Source organism: Glycomyces niveus, assembly GCF_017592475.1.
In the GTDB taxonomy this organism is placed as follows: Bacteria; Actinomycetota; Actinomycetes; order Mycobacteriales; family Micromonosporaceae; genus Glycomyces; species Glycomyces niveus.
In genome coordinates this window covers 135,732-152,305 of record NZ_JAGFNP010000002.1, presented here as the reverse complement: position 1 = coordinate 152,305, position 16,574 = coordinate 135,732, and the positions used below count along the sequence as shown (strand labels likewise).

General features: G+C 72.2%; 17 protein-coding genes. 5 read left to right on the top strand and 12 right to left on the bottom strand.

Going from position 1 to position 16,574, the window contains the following annotated elements; genetic code table 11:
- Positions 1-44: 44 nt before the first annotated feature.
- Positions 45-1,013 carry an RNA polymerase subunit sigma-70 gene (locus J5V16_RS03625; protein WP_208494647.1) on the bottom strand — a complete coding sequence of 323 codons (969 nt, stop codon included), beginning with the start codon at positions 1,011-1,013 and terminating at the stop codon, positions 45-47.
- Between the two features lie 158 nt (positions 1,014-1,171).
- Here J5V16_RS03625 and J5V16_RS03620 point away from each other — a divergent pair, with 158 nt between their 5' ends.
- Positions 1,172-1,708, top strand: a complete 537-nt coding sequence (locus J5V16_RS03620) for a dihydrofolate reductase family protein (protein WP_208494646.1) — start codon at positions 1,172-1,174, stop codon at positions 1,706-1,708.
- A 62-nt stretch (positions 1,709-1,770) separates the two neighbouring features.
- Here J5V16_RS03620 and J5V16_RS03615 read toward each other — a convergent pair whose 3' ends face one another.
- Positions 1,771-2,424: a GTP cyclohydrolase II gene (locus J5V16_RS03615; protein WP_208494645.1), complete on the bottom strand. Its 654-nt coding sequence runs from the start codon at positions 2,422-2,424 to the stop codon at positions 1,771-1,773.
- Positions 2,425-2,497: 73 nt separating this feature from the next.
- On the opposite strand from J5V16_RS03615, the gene J5V16_RS03610 reads away from it, so the two are divergent.
- Entirely contained in the window at positions 2,498-2,977 is a 480-nt protein-coding gene (locus tag J5V16_RS03610) for a MarR family winged helix-turn-helix transcriptional regulator (RefSeq protein WP_208494644.1), read from the top strand.
- A 55-nt stretch (positions 2,978-3,032) separates the two neighbouring features.
- Here J5V16_RS03610 and J5V16_RS03605 read toward each other — a convergent pair whose 3' ends face one another.
- A complete protein-coding gene (locus tag J5V16_RS03605) occupies positions 3,033-4,088 on the bottom strand; it encodes a glucose 1-dehydrogenase (RefSeq protein ID WP_208494643.1) in 1,056 nt (351 codons plus the stop codon).
- Between the two features lie 6 nt (positions 4,089-4,094).
- Positions 4,095-5,918 (bottom strand): glycoside hydrolase family 15 protein, encoded by a 1,824-nt coding sequence (locus J5V16_RS03600; RefSeq protein ID WP_208494642.1) that lies wholly within the window; start codon positions 5,916-5,918, stop codon positions 4,095-4,097.
- Between the two features lie 182 nt (positions 5,919-6,100).
- Here J5V16_RS03600 and J5V16_RS03595 point away from each other — a divergent pair, with 182 nt between their 5' ends.
- Positions 6,101-6,526 (top strand): winged helix-turn-helix transcriptional regulator, encoded by a 426-nt coding sequence (locus J5V16_RS03595; protein WP_208494641.1) that lies wholly within the window; start codon positions 6,101-6,103, stop codon positions 6,524-6,526.
- A 41-nt stretch (positions 6,527-6,567) separates the two neighbouring features.
- The gene (locus J5V16_RS03590) at positions 6,568-6,897 is read left to right on the top strand and encodes a thioredoxin family protein (RefSeq protein WP_208494640.1); all 330 of its coding nucleotides are present in this window, start codon (positions 6,568-6,570) and stop codon (positions 6,895-6,897) included.
- A gap of 3 nt (positions 6,898-6,900) precedes the next feature.
- Here J5V16_RS03590 and J5V16_RS03585 read toward each other — a convergent pair whose 3' ends face one another.
- From J5V16_RS03585 to J5V16_RS03575, 3 genes are read right to left on the bottom strand one after another with little or no spacing between them, the layout of a single operon-like run.
- The gene (locus J5V16_RS03585; protein ID WP_208494639.1) at positions 6,901-7,827 is read right to left on the bottom strand and encodes an alpha/beta hydrolase; all 927 of its coding nucleotides are present in this window, start codon (positions 7,825-7,827) and stop codon (positions 6,901-6,903) included.
- 15 nt (positions 7,828-7,842) lie between these two features.
- On the bottom strand, positions 7,843-9,009 hold the full coding sequence (locus tag J5V16_RS03580) for a damage-control phosphatase ARMT1 family protein (protein ID WP_208494638.1): 1,167 nt from the start codon (positions 9,007-9,009) through the stop codon (positions 7,843-7,845).
- A complete protein-coding gene (locus J5V16_RS03575) occupies positions 9,002-9,595 on the bottom strand; it encodes a TetR/AcrR family transcriptional regulator (protein WP_208494637.1) in 594 nt (197 codons plus the stop codon). The genes J5V16_RS03580 and J5V16_RS03575 overlap by 8 nt, the downstream gene beginning before the upstream one ends.
- Positions 9,596-9,693: 98 nt before the next feature.
- Here J5V16_RS03575 and J5V16_RS03570 point away from each other — a divergent pair, with 98 nt between their 5' ends.
- Positions 9,694-10,848, top strand: coding sequence for an FAD-dependent oxidoreductase (locus J5V16_RS03570; protein WP_243900720.1), 1,155 nt, complete (start codon positions 9,694-9,696; stop codon positions 10,846-10,848).
- On the opposite strand, the gene J5V16_RS03565 is transcribed toward J5V16_RS03570, so the two are convergent.
- The 5 genes from J5V16_RS03565 to J5V16_RS03545 all read right to left on the bottom strand — a co-directional run bounded on the left by J5V16_RS03565 (position 10,845) and on the right by J5V16_RS03545 (position 16,550).
- Positions 10,845-11,207, bottom strand: coding sequence for an Imm51 family immunity protein (locus J5V16_RS03565; RefSeq protein WP_208494635.1), 363 nt, complete (start codon positions 11,205-11,207; stop codon positions 10,845-10,847). The two genes, J5V16_RS03570 and J5V16_RS03565, sit on opposite strands and share 4 nt — an antisense overlap.
- A 215-nt stretch (positions 11,208-11,422) precedes the next feature.
- Positions 11,423-12,493 carry a LacI family DNA-binding transcriptional regulator gene (locus J5V16_RS03560; RefSeq protein ID WP_208494634.1) on the bottom strand — a complete coding sequence of 357 codons (1,071 nt, stop codon included), beginning with the start codon at positions 12,491-12,493 and terminating at the stop codon, positions 11,423-11,425.
- Positions 12,494-12,570: 77 nt separating this feature from the next.
- Complete coding sequence (locus J5V16_RS03555; protein WP_208494633.1) at positions 12,571-13,359, bottom strand: SDR family NAD(P)-dependent oxidoreductase; 789 nt, start codon at positions 13,357-13,359, stop codon at positions 12,571-12,573.
- Positions 13,360-13,439: 80 nt separating this feature from the next.
- Complete coding sequence (locus J5V16_RS03550) at positions 13,440-14,732, bottom strand: ABC transporter substrate-binding protein (RefSeq protein WP_208494632.1); 1,293 nt, start codon at positions 14,730-14,732, stop codon at positions 13,440-13,442.
- Positions 14,733-14,864: 132 nt separating this feature from the next.
- Positions 14,865-16,550 carry a DUF2264 domain-containing protein gene (locus tag J5V16_RS03545; RefSeq protein ID WP_208494631.1) on the bottom strand — a complete coding sequence of 562 codons (1,686 nt, stop codon included), beginning with the start codon at positions 16,548-16,550 and terminating at the stop codon, positions 14,865-14,867.
- Positions 16,551-16,574: the final 24 nt, after the last annotated feature.

Sequence of the window (16,574 nt, the reverse complement as noted above, 5' to 3'; positions counted from 1 at the left end):
GCGTCGGGGCCGACCGGGACCGCGCGGTTCCGGTCGGCCCGGTCTCAGGCCGGGAGCGACGGCGGCAGCCCGCACCTCGCGATCAGCGCCGCGTCCTTGAACACGGCGACCCGCGCGATCCCGGTCGCGGTGACCGTCAGCAGACCGAGCCCGAGGCCCTGATATGACCCGTCGCCGGCGCGGCGGTAGCACCCGAGCGCGGGCTCCCCGCTCGCCTCGGTCGGCAGCGTCCGCCAGAGGCCGGGCGCCTCGGTGACGCGCCCGAGGTAGGGGACGCAGACGCCCCGGCCTTCGAGCCGGGTGCCGGTGCCCGCGACCTCCAAGACCGCGTCCCGGCGCAGCAGCCGCTCGAACGCGGCGGTGTCGGCGCGCTCGAAGGCCTCCATGTACTGCCGCAGCAGCAGTCGCGCCTGCGGATGGTCCGGTTCGAGGACCTCGGCCGCGTCGGGCCGCACCTCCTCCATGCGGCGGCGGGCGCGCTGGAGCAGGCTCTTGACCGCGCCGACCTTCATCTCCAGGGCCGCCGCGACCTCGGCGGCGGGCCACCCGAGCACGTCGCGGAGGATCAGCACCGCCCGCTGCCGGGGCGAGAGGTACTGCAGGGCCGCGACCAGTGCGAGCCGCAGGTGCTCCCGGTCGACCGCGACCACGGCGGGGTCGCCCTCGGACGCCAGCATCGCGTGCGGCAGCGGCTCGACCCAGCGTTCCGCATGCGGCCCAATGGGATCAGCGGCGGGCGGTCCGAGCCCGGACGGGAGCACGCGGCGGCCGCCTTGCCGGAGCGCACTGAGGCACGCGTTCGTCGCGATCCGGTAGAGCCAGGTCCGCAGCGACGACCGGTGCTCGAACCGGTCGAACGAGCGCCACGCCCGCAGGTACGTCTCCTGCACCAGGTCCTCGGCGTCCTGCGCCGAGCCGGTCATGCGGTAGCAGTGCGCGAGCAGTTCGGCGCGGAACGGCTCGGCCCGGTCGCCGAACTCGCCCGCGGTCACCGGCGCCGCCGTGCTGTCCATTCGTCTCCTCGTCGTCTCCCCCGCCGCGCGGCGGGCCTCCATAGGTAGACGAAGCGGCGCCCCGAAAAGCATCGCGCCCGGGCGATTCCTTTCCCGCTCCCCCGCGGTCAGTACCAGTGCCGCAACGAATGCGGCCGGAACCCAGGGAAAGGCAGCACATGCGCACCGTCATCGAATCAACGCTCATCTCCGCCGACGGCGTCCTCGACGACCCCGGCTCGTGGGCGATGCCCTACTTCGACGAGGAGTTCACCGCCGAGGCCGCGGCGCTCCTGCAAGGCGCCGACGCGATGCTCATGGGCCGCGGCACCTATGAGGACCTGGCGCCGCGCTGGCGCGGGCAGACCGGACCGTTCGCGGACGCCGTCAACGGCATCCGCAAGTACGTGTTCTCGTCCACACTGGAGGATGCGGACTGGAGCGACGCCGTCGTCGTCCGCGGGGACGCGGTCAAGGAGGCGACCCGGCTCAAGGAGGAGGGCGGGGGCGACCTCGTGCTCTTCGGCCACGGCCGCTTGAGCCGCAGCCTGTTCGAGCGCGGCCTGGTCGACGTGCTGCGCCTGGCGGTGCACCCGGTCGTGGTGGGCGAGCCGCTCGGTTCGTTCATCGAGCACCCGAGGACGCCGCTTCGGCTGGTCGAGAGCCACGCCCGCCAGAACGGCGTCGTCGTGCAGACCTACCGGACCGGGGCGTGACCTTCCAGCCGAGGCAGGCGAACGGCCCCGCATCGTCGCGATGCGGGGCCGTTCGGCGTCCGTCAGGCGGCGGCGAGGCCGGCCAGGGCGATCGTGTGGCCCGTGTGCTGGACCTTGGCGCCGAGGTACCGGACGTTGCTGCCGGTCGCGAACACGCCCGTGGGGACGGTCGCGGTGACGTCGGCGCCGAGGCCGCGCAGCTGGCGGGCCTTGTCCGGGTTGTTCGTCAGCAGTTCGAAGGGACCGGTGCCGAGCGCTTCGAGCATCTGGGCGGCGGCGGTGTAGTCGCGGCCGTCCTCGGGCAGGCCCAGGGCGGCGTTGGCCTCGTAGGTGTCGAGGCCGTCGTCCTGCAGGGCGTAGGCGTCGAGCTTGTTGTAGAGGCCGATACCGCGGCCTTCCTGCCGCATGTAGAGCAGGACGCCGCCGCGCTCGCTGATGCGCTCGACGGCCTCGCGCAGCTGGGGGCCGCAGTCACAGCGGGCCGAGCCGAAGACGTCGCCGGTCAGGCATTCGGAGTGGAGCCGCACGAGCGGGGGCGTGCCCGGCGCGGGGTGGCCCAGGACGAGGGCCAAGTGCTCCTGGCCGTCGGCGAGACCTTTGAAGGTGACGGCTTCGGCCGTGGTCTCGTAGCCGTCGGGGAAGCGCAAAGGAATGGTGACGCGGGTGCGGACCGCGGCAGTCGCGTGAACGGTGTCCATGTCGTCTCCGATGTTCATTTGGTTCAAATTTGAACCGCTCGCACTAAGGTACAGTTGAGTTCAAATTTGAACAAGGAGATAGGCTGGAGGCATGGGTCACACGAATTGGCTGAACGACGAGGAGATGGACGCGTGGATCGCGTTCGTCTCATCGGCCGCGCTCGTCGACCGCGAGCTCGATCAGCAGCTCAAGGAGGACATGGGCCTCTCCCACCTCCAGTACCAGATCCTGATGACCCTGAACCGGGCCGAATCGGGCGCGATGCGCATGACCGAGCTCGCGGAGCGGCTCATCAACTCCAAGAGCGGCCTGACCTACCAGATCGGCCAGATGGAGAAGGCCGGTCTCGTCACGCGCCGCCAGTGCGAGTGGAGCAAGAGCGGGGTCCTCGCCGAGATCACCCCGGAGGGCCGGACGACGCTCGAGCGCGCCGCACCCGGGCACGTCGAGGCCGTGCGCGAACTCGTCATCGACGTGCTCACGCCCGAGCAGCGCCGGGCCATCGCCGACGGCCTGGGCCGGGTGCGCGACCGCATCGCCGACACGAAGCAAGGCGGCACCTGCTGGTAGGCGGGGTGCACGCGGCGCGGCGGCCGGGTCCGAGGACCCGGCCGCCGCTTTCCCCTTACCCCCCAGTGAGGTCGATGACGACTTTCACGTCGTTGGGTTCGCCCTTGAACGCCGCCTCGTATTCGCTCAAGGGGACGCGGCGCGTGATGAGGCGGCGGAGCCAGTCGCGGTCGGCCGCGGACAGGAGCCGGGCCGCCTCCGCGTAGTGGGCCAGGTTGGCGTTCACCGTCCCGAAGACCACGTCGTTCTCCAGGACGATCCGGCGGTTGACGCCGCCCGCGTCGACCGCGACCTCCCGCCCGGCCGGCGAGACGCCCGTGAGGCAGGTGATGCCGAAGGCGCCGGTCGCGCCGATCGCGTCGAAGACGAGCGCGGATGCGCCCGTGGCCTCGATGACGATGTCCGGCTCGGCCGCGGCGACGGCCGAGGCCATGTCCTCGTGGTGGTAGACCGCGCCGAGCGCGGCGGCGAGCTTGGGCTTCGGCCCGCCCTCGTTGTGGTCGTAAACGTGCACGTCGAGCCCGCGGGCCGCGCCCACCTGCGCGGCCAGCAGCCCGATCGGGCCCGCACCGGTGATCAGGACCGACTTCGGTTCGAACCAGGCCCGGCCGCCGATCCGATCGATCTGGTCCCAGGCCTTGGCGATGACGCTCATCGGTTCCAGGAGCACCCCCACGTCTGACAGCTCCGGGTCGAGCTTGACCGCGTACTCGGCCTCGACGGTCCAGCGCTCGCCGCCGTACCCGTCGAGCTGCTTGATGCCGCGCTCGAGGTAGTCGCCGTTACGGCACGAGTCGAACTGGCCGCGCGCGCACGCCCCGCACGGCACCGGGTCCGGGCGGCGCACCACGCCGACCACCAGATCGCCCGGCGCGAACCCGCTGCCCTCGGGGGCCTCCACGACCCGGCCGAGCGACTCGTGGCCGATGACCATCCGGTCCGCGCCCTCGGGCGCCCAGCCGTACTCGCCGCCCGCGAGTTCCTTATCGGTGCCGCACACGCCGAGCGCGAGGGCCTCGACGAGGAGCTCGCCCTCGCCGGGGCTCGGGTCGTCGATCTCGGCGAGCTCCAGCGTGCCCGCTTTGCCGGGCTCGAAAGTCAAGGCGCGCATGGCGGTTCACTCCCTCTCATCGGTCTCCCTCGCGGGCCGCACGGCGTGCGGCTCCTCGGCCGGGTGGGCGCCGCTGAGATGCCGCGCCGCGTTCACCAGGCCCACATGGCTGTACGCCTGCGGGGTGTTGCCGAGGTGCCGCCCGGTGACCGGGTCCAGCTCCTCGCTCAGGAGTCCGAGGTCGTTGCGCACGCCGAGCAGCCGCTCGAAAAGCTCGCGGGCCTCGCGCCCGCGACCGATGCCCTGCAGGGCGTCCACGAGCCAAAACGTGCACGCCACGAACACGCCCTCATCGCCGGGCAGGCCGTCCACGCCGCCGTCGGCCGTCACGTCGTACCGCAGCAGGAACCCGTCGCGCGTCAGCTCCTCCTGTACGGCCTCGACCGTGCCTACCACGCGCGGGTCGTCCCACGGCAGGAAGCCCACCTGCGGGAGGAGCAGCAGCGCCGCGTCGAGCCCCTTCGAGCCGTAGAACTGCGTGAAGGTGCCGCGGTCGGCGTCGAAGCCGCGCTCGCACACCTCGGCGTGGACGCGGTCGCGCAGCTCCCGCCAGCGCTCGACCGGGCCGCTGAGCCCGAACCGCTCGACGGCCTGCACGGCGCGGTCGAAGGCGGCCCACGCCATGACCTTCGAGTGGACGAAGTGGCGGCGCGCGCCGCGGATCTCCCAGAGCCCGTCGTCAGGATCGGCCCAATGCCGTTCGAGGAAGCGCAAGAGCGCCAGTTGGAGGTCCCAGGCGCTCTCGTCGGGTTCGATTTCGGCGGCGCGGGCGAGGTGCAGGGCGTCGAGGGTCTCGCCCCAGACGTCGAGCTGGAACTGCCCGCTGGCGGCGTTGCCGACGCGGACCGGCGCCGAGCCCTCGTAGCCGGGAAGCCAGTGGAGGTCGTGCTCGGGCAGCCAGTGCCGGCCGTCGAGCCCGTACATGATCTGGAGTTCGGCGGGGTCGCCGGCGGCGGCGCGCAGCAGCCACTGGCGCCAGGCGGCGGCCTCGTCCATGAAGCCGGTGCCGAGGAGGGACTGGAGGACGAAGGCGGCGTCGCGGAGCCAGCAGAAGCGGTAGTCCCAGTTGCGGACGCCGCCGAGGTCTTCGGGCAGGGAGGTGGTCGCGGCGGCGGCGATGCCGCCGGTGGGCTCGTAGGCGAGGGCCTTGAGGGTGATGAGGGAGCGGCGCACGGCGTCGTCCCATTCGCCTTCGTAGCGGAGGCCGCCGATCCAGTCGTTCCAGAAGGCCTCGGTGTGGGCCAGGGCCCGCTGCGGGTCGGGCGGCCGGGGGCGGTCGAGGTGAGAGAGCTCGTGGATGAGGGTGAAGGCGACGCGTTCGCCTGCGGCGACGGTGAAGTCGGCGCTGGCGGCGCCGTCCTGGAGGGTGAGGGGGACGTCGGCGTCGAGCCAGGCGGCGTCGGGTCCGGCGATCGCGGCGAGGTCGGTGCCGCGGCGGCGGAGCCAGGGTTCGACGCGGCCGTAGCCGAAGCGCAGCCGCATCACCGTGCGCATGGGGACGCTGCCGGTGAGGCCTTCGACGACGCGGACGAGGTCGGCGGCGCCGTCGCGCGGGGGCATGGCGTCGCTGACGCGGACGCTCCCGTCGGGAGTGTCCCATTCGGTCTCGAGGATGAGCGTGTCCCCGCGGTAGCGGCGGCGGGTGCAGCGTTCGCCGGTGGCGGGACCCAGCCGCCAGCTGCCGTGCTCCTCGTCGCCGAGGAGGGCGGCGAAGCAGGCGGGAGAGTCGAAGCGGGGCAGGCACAGCCAGTCGATCGAGCCGTGCGCGTCCACGAGCGCCGCGGTGCGCAGGTCGCCGATCATTCCGTAGTCCTCGATGCGCGAGGCCAAAGCTCCGCTCCCCTCGGTCGGCTGCCGTTCCGCGCGGTTTACCCGTCCTCGCCGCGTGTATGCCCGCGGTAGACGGAGATCACGGCCGCCGTGAACCACACTGTCACGGATCGGGGCCCCGGCGGATCGGAACGGCGCGTTGGAGGTTGCCGAGGCTGAGTTCACGGTCTAGACTCTGCACCGTGGAGCATTGCATCGCAGACGTCCTGGAAGTCGTCGGGGACCGGTGGGCGCTGCTCATCGTGCGCGAGACGGCCCTGGGCCTGCGCCGGTTCGACCAGCTGCAGGCGTCCACAGGGGCGCCCCGGCAGGTCCTGACCGACCGGCTGCACCGGCTCACTGCGGCCGGGCTCCTCGAGACGCGCCCCTACCGCGTCCCCGGGCAGCGCACGCGGAATGAGTACGTGCTCACCGACGCCGGGATCGACCTGCTCCCCGTCCTGTCGGCCCTGTCCGACTGGGGCGAACGGCATCTCGCCGAGGGCACCCTGCCCGAGATCGTGTACCGGCACAGCAGCTGCGGCGGCCGCGTCACCGCGACCCTGCAGTGCGAATGCGGCGAGCAGATCGACCCGCACGGGCGGCTCATCGCCGAGGTCCGGCGCTGACCGCCCGCCCGCGCACCACCACGCTGAAAGAAGGAAACCGCATGTCGCTCAATGAGACCACCGACGCCGCCTTCGCCGACGACGTCCTCGCGAGCCCGCTCCCGGTGCTCGTGGAGTTCACCGCCGACTGGTGCCCGCCGTGCAAGACCATCGCGCCGGTGCTCGAGCAGATCGCCGCGGACGAGAGCGAGCGGCTCAAAGTGGTCGCGCTCGACGTCGACGCCAACCCGGAGACGACCCGGAAGTACCAGGTCATGGGCATGCCGACGCTCGCGCTGTTCGTCGGGGGCGAGATCGTCACCCAGGTCATGGGGGCGCGGCCGCGCGCGGCGATCCTCCGCGAGCTCGAGCCGCACCTCCAGCCGGCGTAAGGTTCAGGCGCGCAGTCCTTCGGCGAAGAAGTCGAGGGACCGCGCGACCTCGGCGACCTCGGGAGAGTGGTTGAGGTGCCCGTGCGTCATGCCGAGGGAGAGGTAGGACTCCACCGGCACGCCGACCTCGCTCAGCTGGCGCTCGAGCAGGTCCGCGGAGGCGCGCAGGTCGTCGTACTCGGAGGCGACGATGAGCGTCCGGGGCAGCCCGTCGAGCCGGGCCGCTCCGGGGAGGGCGTCGGCGGGGACATCGCTGATGCGGCCCACGTAGTTGCGGACCATGCCTTCGATGTTCTCGGTCTCGAAGCGGAACGGCACGGCCGCCATCTCGGCGCTCATCGCCGGGCTCAGCGAGGGGTTCGGGTAGTGCGCGAACGGGTAGGCGAGCAGCAGCGCGTCGGCCGCGCGGCCGCCGGTGTCCCTGGTGCGCAACGCGGTCGAGAGGGCCAGGGCCGCGCCGGCGCTGGCGCCGCCGAGGCCGAGCGGGCCGCTGTCGGGGTACTGGCCGCACCACCATTCCCAGGCGGCGTGCACGTCGTCGATCGGCACCGGGTACTTCACGGTGTCGTTCGCGAGCCGGTAGTCCACTGAGGCCACCGCTGCGCCGCCGCGGCGGGCGAGCTCGACGGCCACCACGTGGGCCTCGTGCATGTCCAGGTCGCCCCAGCCGAAGCCGCCGCCGTGGCACCACAGGACCGCGCCGCCGATCTCGCCTTCGGGGCGGTAGAGGCGCAGCGGGATCGGGCCGTGCGGGCCGTCGATCGCGGTGTCCTCCACGGTGATGCCGGTGGTGTCCCAGTCGAGGGCGTCACCGATGTACTCGCGCATGAACGCCTGCGAGAGCGCCTCCTTCTCCTCGTCGGTGGCGCCGGGCGCGGCGGCCTCTTCCAGGCCTCGGAACATCTTGGTGAAGTACTCGTCGACCGGCACGGTCGCCTCCTCGAATCAGTGCAGGACCTGAATCATCGCGTGCGTGCCGCTGATCCGCCAGTCCGGGGAAGCGGTGTCCAGCACCGTGAGACGGGCTCGCGGAACGCCGACCGCGAGGTCGGATTTGGCGGTGCGGAGGGCGGCGACCTCGCCCGGGAAGTAGCCGACGACCTCTCCGAAGGGCGCGGTCGGGTCCCATTCGCGGTCGCCCACGAGGCGGCGGTAGTTCAAGTCGCCCTTGACGATCACGAGTTTCGCGGCGGCGTAGTCGGCCGCGAGCGCGGGCGGCAGGTGCCGGTAGGTGGACGGCAGGGCGTAGAAGCCGTGGGTGCGCACTCGCAGGGTCTCGTCGCGGACCGCGTCGCGGAGGCGCTGGCCGAGGGCCTGGACGGGCTTGTTCGCATTGGCGGCCAAGGCGTCGAGTGTGGCGAGGAGGTCCTGGCCGGTGGCGTCGGAGACGAAGTACGGGTGCGGCTTGAGGTGCAGCTCCACCGCGGTCGTCTCGAGGATCGCGTCGACGAGGGCGAGGTCGGCGGTGAGTTCGCGGCCGGCGTTGTCGGCCACCACGATCACGGGCCGCTCCCCCGGGCCGTCGACGAGGTCCCAGATCGCGTCGCTGTCATCCACGACCACGTCGCTCTGGCCCGCGATGTCGTTGTCGGTGCGGAAGCCGAGGTCGGCCTGGTTGCCCCACAGGCTCGCGTAGAGCAGCGCCTGGCGGCGCTCGTCGGGGTCCTTTTCGGCCAGTTCGGCGTAGGCGTCGAGGTCCGCCTGGATCTCCTCCCCCGCGAGCTGGGCGTGCTTCTGCGGCGCGAAGAGGTCGATGCCGCACCAGGGGCTCTCGGCGTCGAAGTACTCGACGGCCTCGAGGAGGCGGCGGTAGAAGTACGACTCGGCCCACAGGTACGGCAGCGCGCTCCAGGGCGTGCCGGCGCGGGCGGCGATCTCGGCCTCCCAGAACGGCAGGTTCGGGCCGGGCGGGACCACGGCGGGGACCGCGCCGTGCAGCGTCTCGTCCAGGAGCGCTTCGAGCCGTTCGCGGATACGCGGCGGGTAGGGGAAGTCGGCGAGGAGGTTCGCGATGAGGACCGGGTGGCGCTCGTGGAAGACCGAGCGGCTGAATGAGCCGGGCCGGTCGATGCCGATGCGCGGGGGCAGGTCCGGGCGCTGGTCGTCAGCCATTGCCGCTCCGTTCGTTCGCGGTCGAGCCGACCAGCGCGGTGATCGCGGGCCGGAGGCGGTCGTCGAGGTCCGCGGCGGTGAGGACCAGGTGGTGCAGGGCGCCCACGACGGCGAGCGCGACCGCGGCGGGGTCGGTCGTCTCGGGGAGGCGGCCGAGGCGGCGCTCGGCCGCGAGGTACGCGGCGGCGGCCTGCTCGATGGCGTCGAGGGCGGTGTCGTCGCCGAGCACGTCGTGGACGCGGGCGGCGAGTTCGGGCCGGAGCACGAGGAGGCGGGCGAGCGCGGCGAGGGTGTCGCGGGGGACGGCGAGGACCGCGTCGCCGAGGTTGGCGGCGATGTCGCCGGTGCCGGCGCGTTCGGGGAGCCGCTTGGCGGCGGCGATGACGGTGAAGGAGCGATCCACGGCGTAGGCGGCGAGGAAGTCGTCGAGGTCGCTGAAGTGGGCGTAGAGGAGTCCGGCGGCGACCCCGGCCTCGGTGGTGACGGCGCGGCCGCTGAGTCTGGCCGGGCCGTCGCGGAGGATCACGCGCTCGGCGGCGGTGAACAACTGCTGGCGCAGCTCGGGGATGGCGACTCCTCTTGGCACGGGAGCCAGTGTATCGGGCCGGGCGGGGGTGCGTGCCGCGAGTTTGAGCATGCGTTCATACTTGGATGAACACATGTTCAAACCTTTCGGAGGCGACAATGGGCAAGCGCAGGGCGATCGTGGTCGGAGCGGGCATCGCCGGACTGGCGGCGGCGCTGGTGCTGCACCGGGCGGGCTGGCACGCCGCGGTCGTGGAACGGGCTCCCGCGCGGCGCAGCAGCGGGTACATGCTCAACCTGATCGGCGGCGGCCACGACGCCGTCGAACGGCTGGGCCTGCTCCCCGAACTGTCGAAGCGGGACCTCGGGGCGTTCACGTCAGTCCTGGTCCGGGCCGACGGCACGGCGAAGTTCACGGTGCCGCAGGCGATCGTGGAGGCCGCGCAGGGCGCTCGGGCGATGTCGGTGTTCCGGGGCGACCTGGAGACGGTGCTCTTCGAAGCCGTGGAGGACACCGCCGACTTCCGCTTCGGCACCACGGTCACCGCCGTCGACCAGACCCGCGACGGCGTCACCGCGGTGCTCGGCGACGGCTCGACCATGAACGCGGACTTGCTCATCGGCGCCGACGGCCTGCATTCGGGCGTGCGCCGCCTCGTCTTCGGCGACGAGTCGCGGTTCCGGGTCGACCTGGACCACATGGTCGGCGCGTTCCCACTCCGCCGGGTCCCCGACGGCCTCGCCGACGGCAGCGGCACCACGTTCATCGGCCCCGGCCGCACGGCGGCCGTCATCAACCTCGGACCCGACCGGTCATCGGCGTTCTTCGCCTACCGCGGCCCCGACACGGACCTCGAGCGCGGCGCGGCCACGGCACTCGAGGCGGCCTTCGGCGACCTCGGCGGCGGCGTCCCCGACGCGCTCGCGCAACTCCGCGGGGCCCCGGACAGCGCCTACTTCGACTCGGTGAGCCAGATCCGCATGGACGCCTGGAGCACCGGCCGGGTCGTCCTCCTCGGCGACGCCGCCTGGTGCGTGACGCTCTTCGCCGGATACGGTGCGGGCCTGGCGCTCGCGGGCGCGCACGCGCTCGGCGAAGCCCTCGACGCGGACGACCTCCCGGCGGCGCTGGCCGCCTGGGAGGCGCGCCTGCGCCCGGAGGTCGCGAAGCGCCAAGCGCTGGCGCGGCGCGGCATCGCCCAGTTCGCGCCGCCGACGAAGTTCCACGTCTGGATGAGCGACATGGCGATGCGGTCGATCACCCTCCCCGGCGTCCGCCGGCTGGTGCAGCGCTCGATCAGCAAGTCCCGCTAGTCGAAGAGGTCGTGCTCGGCGGCGACCTCCAGCGCCTCGACCAGCAACACCGGGCGCTGCAGCAGCGACTCCAACGTCGACGCGACCTCGCCGAGCGCGGCCCGGTCGGTCCCGTACGCACAGAACATGCCCGCCTCGCAGTCGAACCTGAAGCGCTCCAGCAGCTCAGGACGCTCGAGCAGCGAGGCGTGCACGGCCGACTGCCAGTCATACCCCGACCCTTCGAGACCGTGCGCCGCGAAGACCTCGGCCAGATGCTGGTCGGCCGGGCCGCCGGGACTGTAGATCACCGACTCGCTGGTCTCGCCCTCCACGAACGTCACGTTGGGAAAGCGCGCGAATTCCGGTCGTTCAGCCATGACCGAGAGCGTAACGGCAGCCACCGACACCGCCCTGCGGCGGCGCTGAACGAGGCCCCGGGGCGCGCTGGGCTGATCGACCGCTTGCGCCGGTCGCGGCCCGCGCCGGTCGCGTGGCTGTAGGGGGTGCCCCCTATCCCTCCCGCTTACCGCCTCCGACCAACCGAAAAGGACCACTGTCCCACAAGGGTCCGACAGGCCTTTGGCCTCGCAGGTCAGGTCGCCACCAGCGGGCGGACCGAGCCTCGCAGGACCAGGTGGGTGCCGAGGACCGTGTGCGGGGGCGGGCCGCCTTGGCGGGCGTGTTCGAGGGCGAGGCGGACGGCGGTGCGGCCGAGTTCCTCGTGCGGCTGGTAGACCGTGGTGAGGTCGATGTCGGCGGCCGGGGGGAGGTCGTCGAAACCGACGAGGGAGATGTCCTCGGGCACGCGAAGGCCGTGTTCGAGGAGGGCCTGCCGCGCGCCCGCCGCGATCTGGTCGTTGCCGGAGAAGACCGCCGTGTAGTCGTGCGGCCCGGAGGCCAAGCGCTCCTTCATCATCCGGTAGCCCTCGAACCGCTCGTAGGTGCCGTCGACCTCGAGGCCCGGGTCGTGCTCGGCGCCGTACGCGGCGAGGGCCTTGCGGTAGCCCTCGATCCGGGCGTCGGCCGTCGTGTAGCCGGGGCGGCGGCCGAGGTAGAGGATGCGCTTGTGGCCGTTGGACAGCAGGTGGCTCGTGGCCGCGAACGCGCCGCCGGTGTTGTCGTACTCGACGACCACGGCGGGCACGTCGGGGCCGAGCGGCGGGCGGCCGCAGAGCACCAGGCGGGAGCCGATGGCGGCCAGCGCGTGGGCGTAGCGGCTCATGCGGGCCCGGTATTCGGCGTCGGCGTTCACGTTGCCGACGAGGATCACGGCCTCGGGGTGCTGCTCGCGCATGAACTGGACCATGGCGAGTTCGCGTTCGGCGTCGCCGCCGCTGGTGCCGATCTGGCAGAGGCGGCTGTCCTCGGCGGCCTGGGTCTGGACCCCTTGGGCCACATGGGCGTAGTGCGGGGAGATGACCGAGTTGACGATGATGGCGATGCTCTTGCGGGTGGTCCCCTGGAGGGCGCGGGCGTGGTGGTTGGCGACGTAGTCGAGTTCTTCGACGGCGCGCATGACCTTGCTGCGGGTCGCGGGGGCGGCGGGGTAGGTGCCCGAGAGGATGCGCGAGACGGTGGCGACCGAGACGCCGGCGCGTTCCGCCACCTCGCGGATGGTGGTGTGGCGCGTCCCGTCGCCTGCGGCGTTCGCTTTGCGCGCCAAATGAAGTCACCCCGGTTAAACTGTTGCGGGAACGGTTACTGAAACCATGATTCCCGTTCGGTGAGGGCGTGTCAAGTTCAGGGGCGCGGGGCCGCTTCGCGCACCGCCATCGGCCGCTCGGCTCCGCGGGCGTGGATGCGGAGGATGAGGCGCATCGGGAGCAGGCGGCTGAGGACCGCGATCGTCTTGTTCTGCCAGCCGGGGATGCTGATCGCCTTGCGTTTGCGCCAGTCCCGCAGGGCGGCGGCGACGAGCGTGTCGGCGTCGAGCCAGAGGAAGTCCGGGACGGCCGTCATGTTCATGGCGGCGGTGTCGTGGAACTCGGTGCGGGTGAAGCCGGGGCACAGGACCATGACGTCGACGCCGCGGGGCCGCGCCTTGACGGCCGCGGACTGGGTGAAGTTGATGACCCAGGCCTTGCTCGCCGAATAGGTCGAGCTGGGGAAGAAGCCGAGGACCGAGCCGGTGTTGATGACGCCGCCGCGGCCGCGTTCGATCATGGCGGGGAGCGCGTCGACGGTGAGGCGCAGCACAGCCTCGACGTGCAGCCGCGTCATGGCGATCTCGGCTTCGATCGGGGTGTCGAGGAATTCGGTGGGGTGGCCGAAGCCGGCGTTGTTGACGAGGAGGTCGAGGCCGCCGCGGCAGTGGTCGGCGACCGCTTCGATGCCGGCCTCGGTGGTCAGGTCGGCGGTGACCGTGGCCGTCTCAGTGTCGAGTGACGCGGCGAGGGCCTGCAGCCCTTCGCTGTTGCGGTCGACGAGGACGAGCCGCCAGCCTTCGCGGGCGAGCGCCCTGGCGAAGGCGGCGCCGATTCCGGCTGCGGCGCCGGTGATGAGCGCGGTACGTGGGGGTGGGCCTTGCATGGGGCGAGTGTAGGGGGTGGGGAGCGGTCCTCCAGGGGGTGCCTGAGCATCCCCTAGGGCCGCTCCCCTGCCGGGGGCGTCTACTGCTCGCTTTGGAACAGGGTGTCGGCCTCGGTGAAGAAGAGGTCGGCGGCATCGGCGGGGGTCATCTCGCCGTACTGGACCTGGCCGTATATCTCGGTGAACTTGGCTTCGATGGCGCCGGCGGCGGCCGGGGGCACGACCGGGGCCTCGATGAGGTACTGCTCGACGGTGGCCTCGTAGTCGAGCACGACCTGCGAGGCCTCGTCGATCTCGACGCTGGCGAGGCCGGTCTTCGTGGAGGGGATGCCGCGGTTGGTGCCGAGGATCGCGGCGGCCTCGGGGTCGGTGAGCAGGAACTCGATGAGTTTCGCGCTCTCCTTCGGAGCCTCGGAGTTCGCGGCGATGACGAACTGCACGGAGGGCCGCAGATGCAGGGCGAGGTTCGCGGGGTCCGCGGAGGGCGGCGGGGCGAGCGCGAGGGAGCCGCCGCCTTCGGCGACGGCCGCCCAGTAGCCGCTCATCGCGGTGTCCCAACGCAGTTCGGTGGCCATGACGCCGCCGGCGACGCCGGGCGCGGTGGCTTCGGCGGCGACCTCCGGGGAGGGCATCGCGCCGGAGGCCACGAGATCGAGGGTCGAGGACCACCACTCGACGAGCTGGTCCTTGGTGAAGGCAAGGCTCGCGGCGTCGTCGGCGTAGAAGGCCCCGCCCTGCTGGCGCAGCCACAACTCCATGAGCAGGTACGAGCCGGCCCAGTCGCTGCCGCCCCACCGGTCTTCGCCGAGCGCGGTCGTGATCTGGGCGATGAGGGCGCCGTACTCCCCCCACGAGTAGCCCGCCTCCGGGACGGCGATGCCGTGCTCCTCGAACCAGTCGGGGCGGTAGATGAGACCGAACATGTTGCTGCCGACCGGGACGGCGACGAGCTTGCCATCGAGCTTGGCGGTGTCGAGCACGCCGTCGCGGAAGTCGTCGGTGGCGACGACGCCGTCGAGGGGCAGCAGCATCCCGGTGGCGCCGAACTGGCGCAGGCGCGGGTAGTCCATCTGGAAGACGTCGGGGAGGTCGCGGGAGGCCATGCGTCCGGTCAGCCCCTCCCAGTAGGCGGGGTAGTCGGCGAAGTTGGTGCGGACCTTGATGCCCTCGTTCTTCTCCATGAAGAGGTCGACGGCCTGCTTGGTGACCTCGGCGCGGGCGTCGTCGCCCCACCATTCGAACCCGATCTCGATCGGGTCGTCGGCGGTCCCGGCCGGGCCGTCGTCGCCGCACGCGGCCGCCGCGCCGAGCGCCGCGGCGGCGGTCGCGCCCGCGAGGAGGCTCCGGCGGCGGAGGGGATTGTGGATCGACATTGATGCACTCCTTCTGGTGATGAGGGGTGGGGGGCCAGGGGCGGGGCATTCAGATAGTTAAATCGTTTTAACTTTTGCTGTGTCACCTTAGATCGCGCTTTCCAAGGCTGTCAAGGCGCTTCGGTCACGTTTTCAGTCCCTTCCCGCGAAGAACCGGGCGCGCAGCACGTGCCGCCCGGGTTCGAGCACGCCGGTGAGCACGGGCAGCACCGTTGCTGGCCAATACAGGTGGGTGCCGGGCATGGGCGCGATGAGCCGGACGTCCCGGTCGTCGCCGATGAGTTCGCTGCGGATGTCGTGGGACACCACGGCGATGCGGTCGGTGGCGACCGCGGCCTCGTGGCCGTCGCGCGGGACGCACCAGCCGCCTTCGCCGGTGTGGAGGGGCCGCGCGGAGTCGATCACGTGGGTGCGGGTGTGCCAGCCGTCAAGCGAGGCTTTCAATGTGGAGGTGATGTGGACGTCCTCCCAGGGCCGCCAGGTGACGGTGACCGTCCCGTCGGCGCCGATGACGCCGTCGTCGGAGTCCTCGCGGCCCCGCCAGTGGCGGCCGTCCTCGGAGAGGACCAAGGCCCCGTCGGGGGCGGCGGCTTCGAGGCCGGGGCCGTCCACCGCGAGCGAGAACCCGGTCAGGGTCGAGTAGGCGAGCCGGCCGTAGGTGTCCTTGCCGCCGCGCATCATCGCCCGCCAGGCCTGCCCGTTGAGGCGCGTGACGTGGCCGCCCCGGTCCCGCACATGGACGGCCCGCGCGGGCGGGTGCGGCTCGACCACCGGGCCGGGCGTCGCGGGCGCGGCGGTCCAGAACGGGTGGTCGGGGCCGGCGAGGAGTCCGGTGAAGACCTTCATGGCCCACCACGGGGAGCCGGCCGTGAGGTACTGCTCGACCAGGGCGTGGTTCGGGTAGCCGTAGCCGACGCTCAGCCGCCCGTCCGGCTCGAGGATCGGCTTGTCCCACCACCATTCGAGGTGGCGACGGCTGAATCCCGCGGCCTCGGCCCACGGCACGGCCTCCACATCGGCGGCCGCCAGCGCGCCCCAGAGCGAGCCTTGGGCGAACCGGTAGCCGAGGCTGCGTCCATAGGGGACGCCTGGGCCGTCGGCGCCGAACCAGGAGCGGAAGCGCCGGGCGAAGGCCGCCGCGGGCGGGACGAAGCGGTCGTCGCCGGAGAGGCGGTAGTGGAGGAGGCCGTAGGTGTGGAAGGCGAACGGGTTGTAGTAGTCGACCCGGTTGCCGGGTCCGTCCTCGTAGGCGCCGTCGCCGAGGTGGAACTCCCCCAGGCGTTCGAGGTGCGCGTCGGCGATCGCGGTGTCGCGCTCGACGCCGATCGCGTCGAGGCCGTGCCCGGCGAGGACGGGGAAGAAGCGCCAGTTGCTGTCGATGACCTCGGTCTTGTAGGCCCGGGAGAGCCAGGCCGCGACCCGGTCGCGTTCCTTGGGGCCGAGTGGGTCCCAGAGTCGTTCGGGGGCGAGGGTGAGGGCGAGGCCGAGGGCGGCGGATTCGACGCACCGCTGGTCGCGGGGGCCGGGGTCGCCGATGTACCAGTCGCCGCCCGGGTCGAGAGCGAGCGCGATCGTGCGGGCGAGGTCGTCCCAGACCGCTTGCGGCACGGCGTCTTTCGCGGGGGCGAGGCCCCAGAGCGGGCGGGTGAGCAGTTCGAACCAGTTCTCTTCGTGGGAGTGGTTCGACATGGTCACCGGCATCTCGTCCGGCCCTCGGGCGGCGAGGGCGACGGCGGGGCGGCCGAGGGCCACTGCCGCTTGCCGCCAGCCGTCGTGGGTCGGTTCGAGCGGCCCGAAGGCCCGCAGTGGGGTGGTCACAGAGTGCCCTCGCTATCGGTGGTG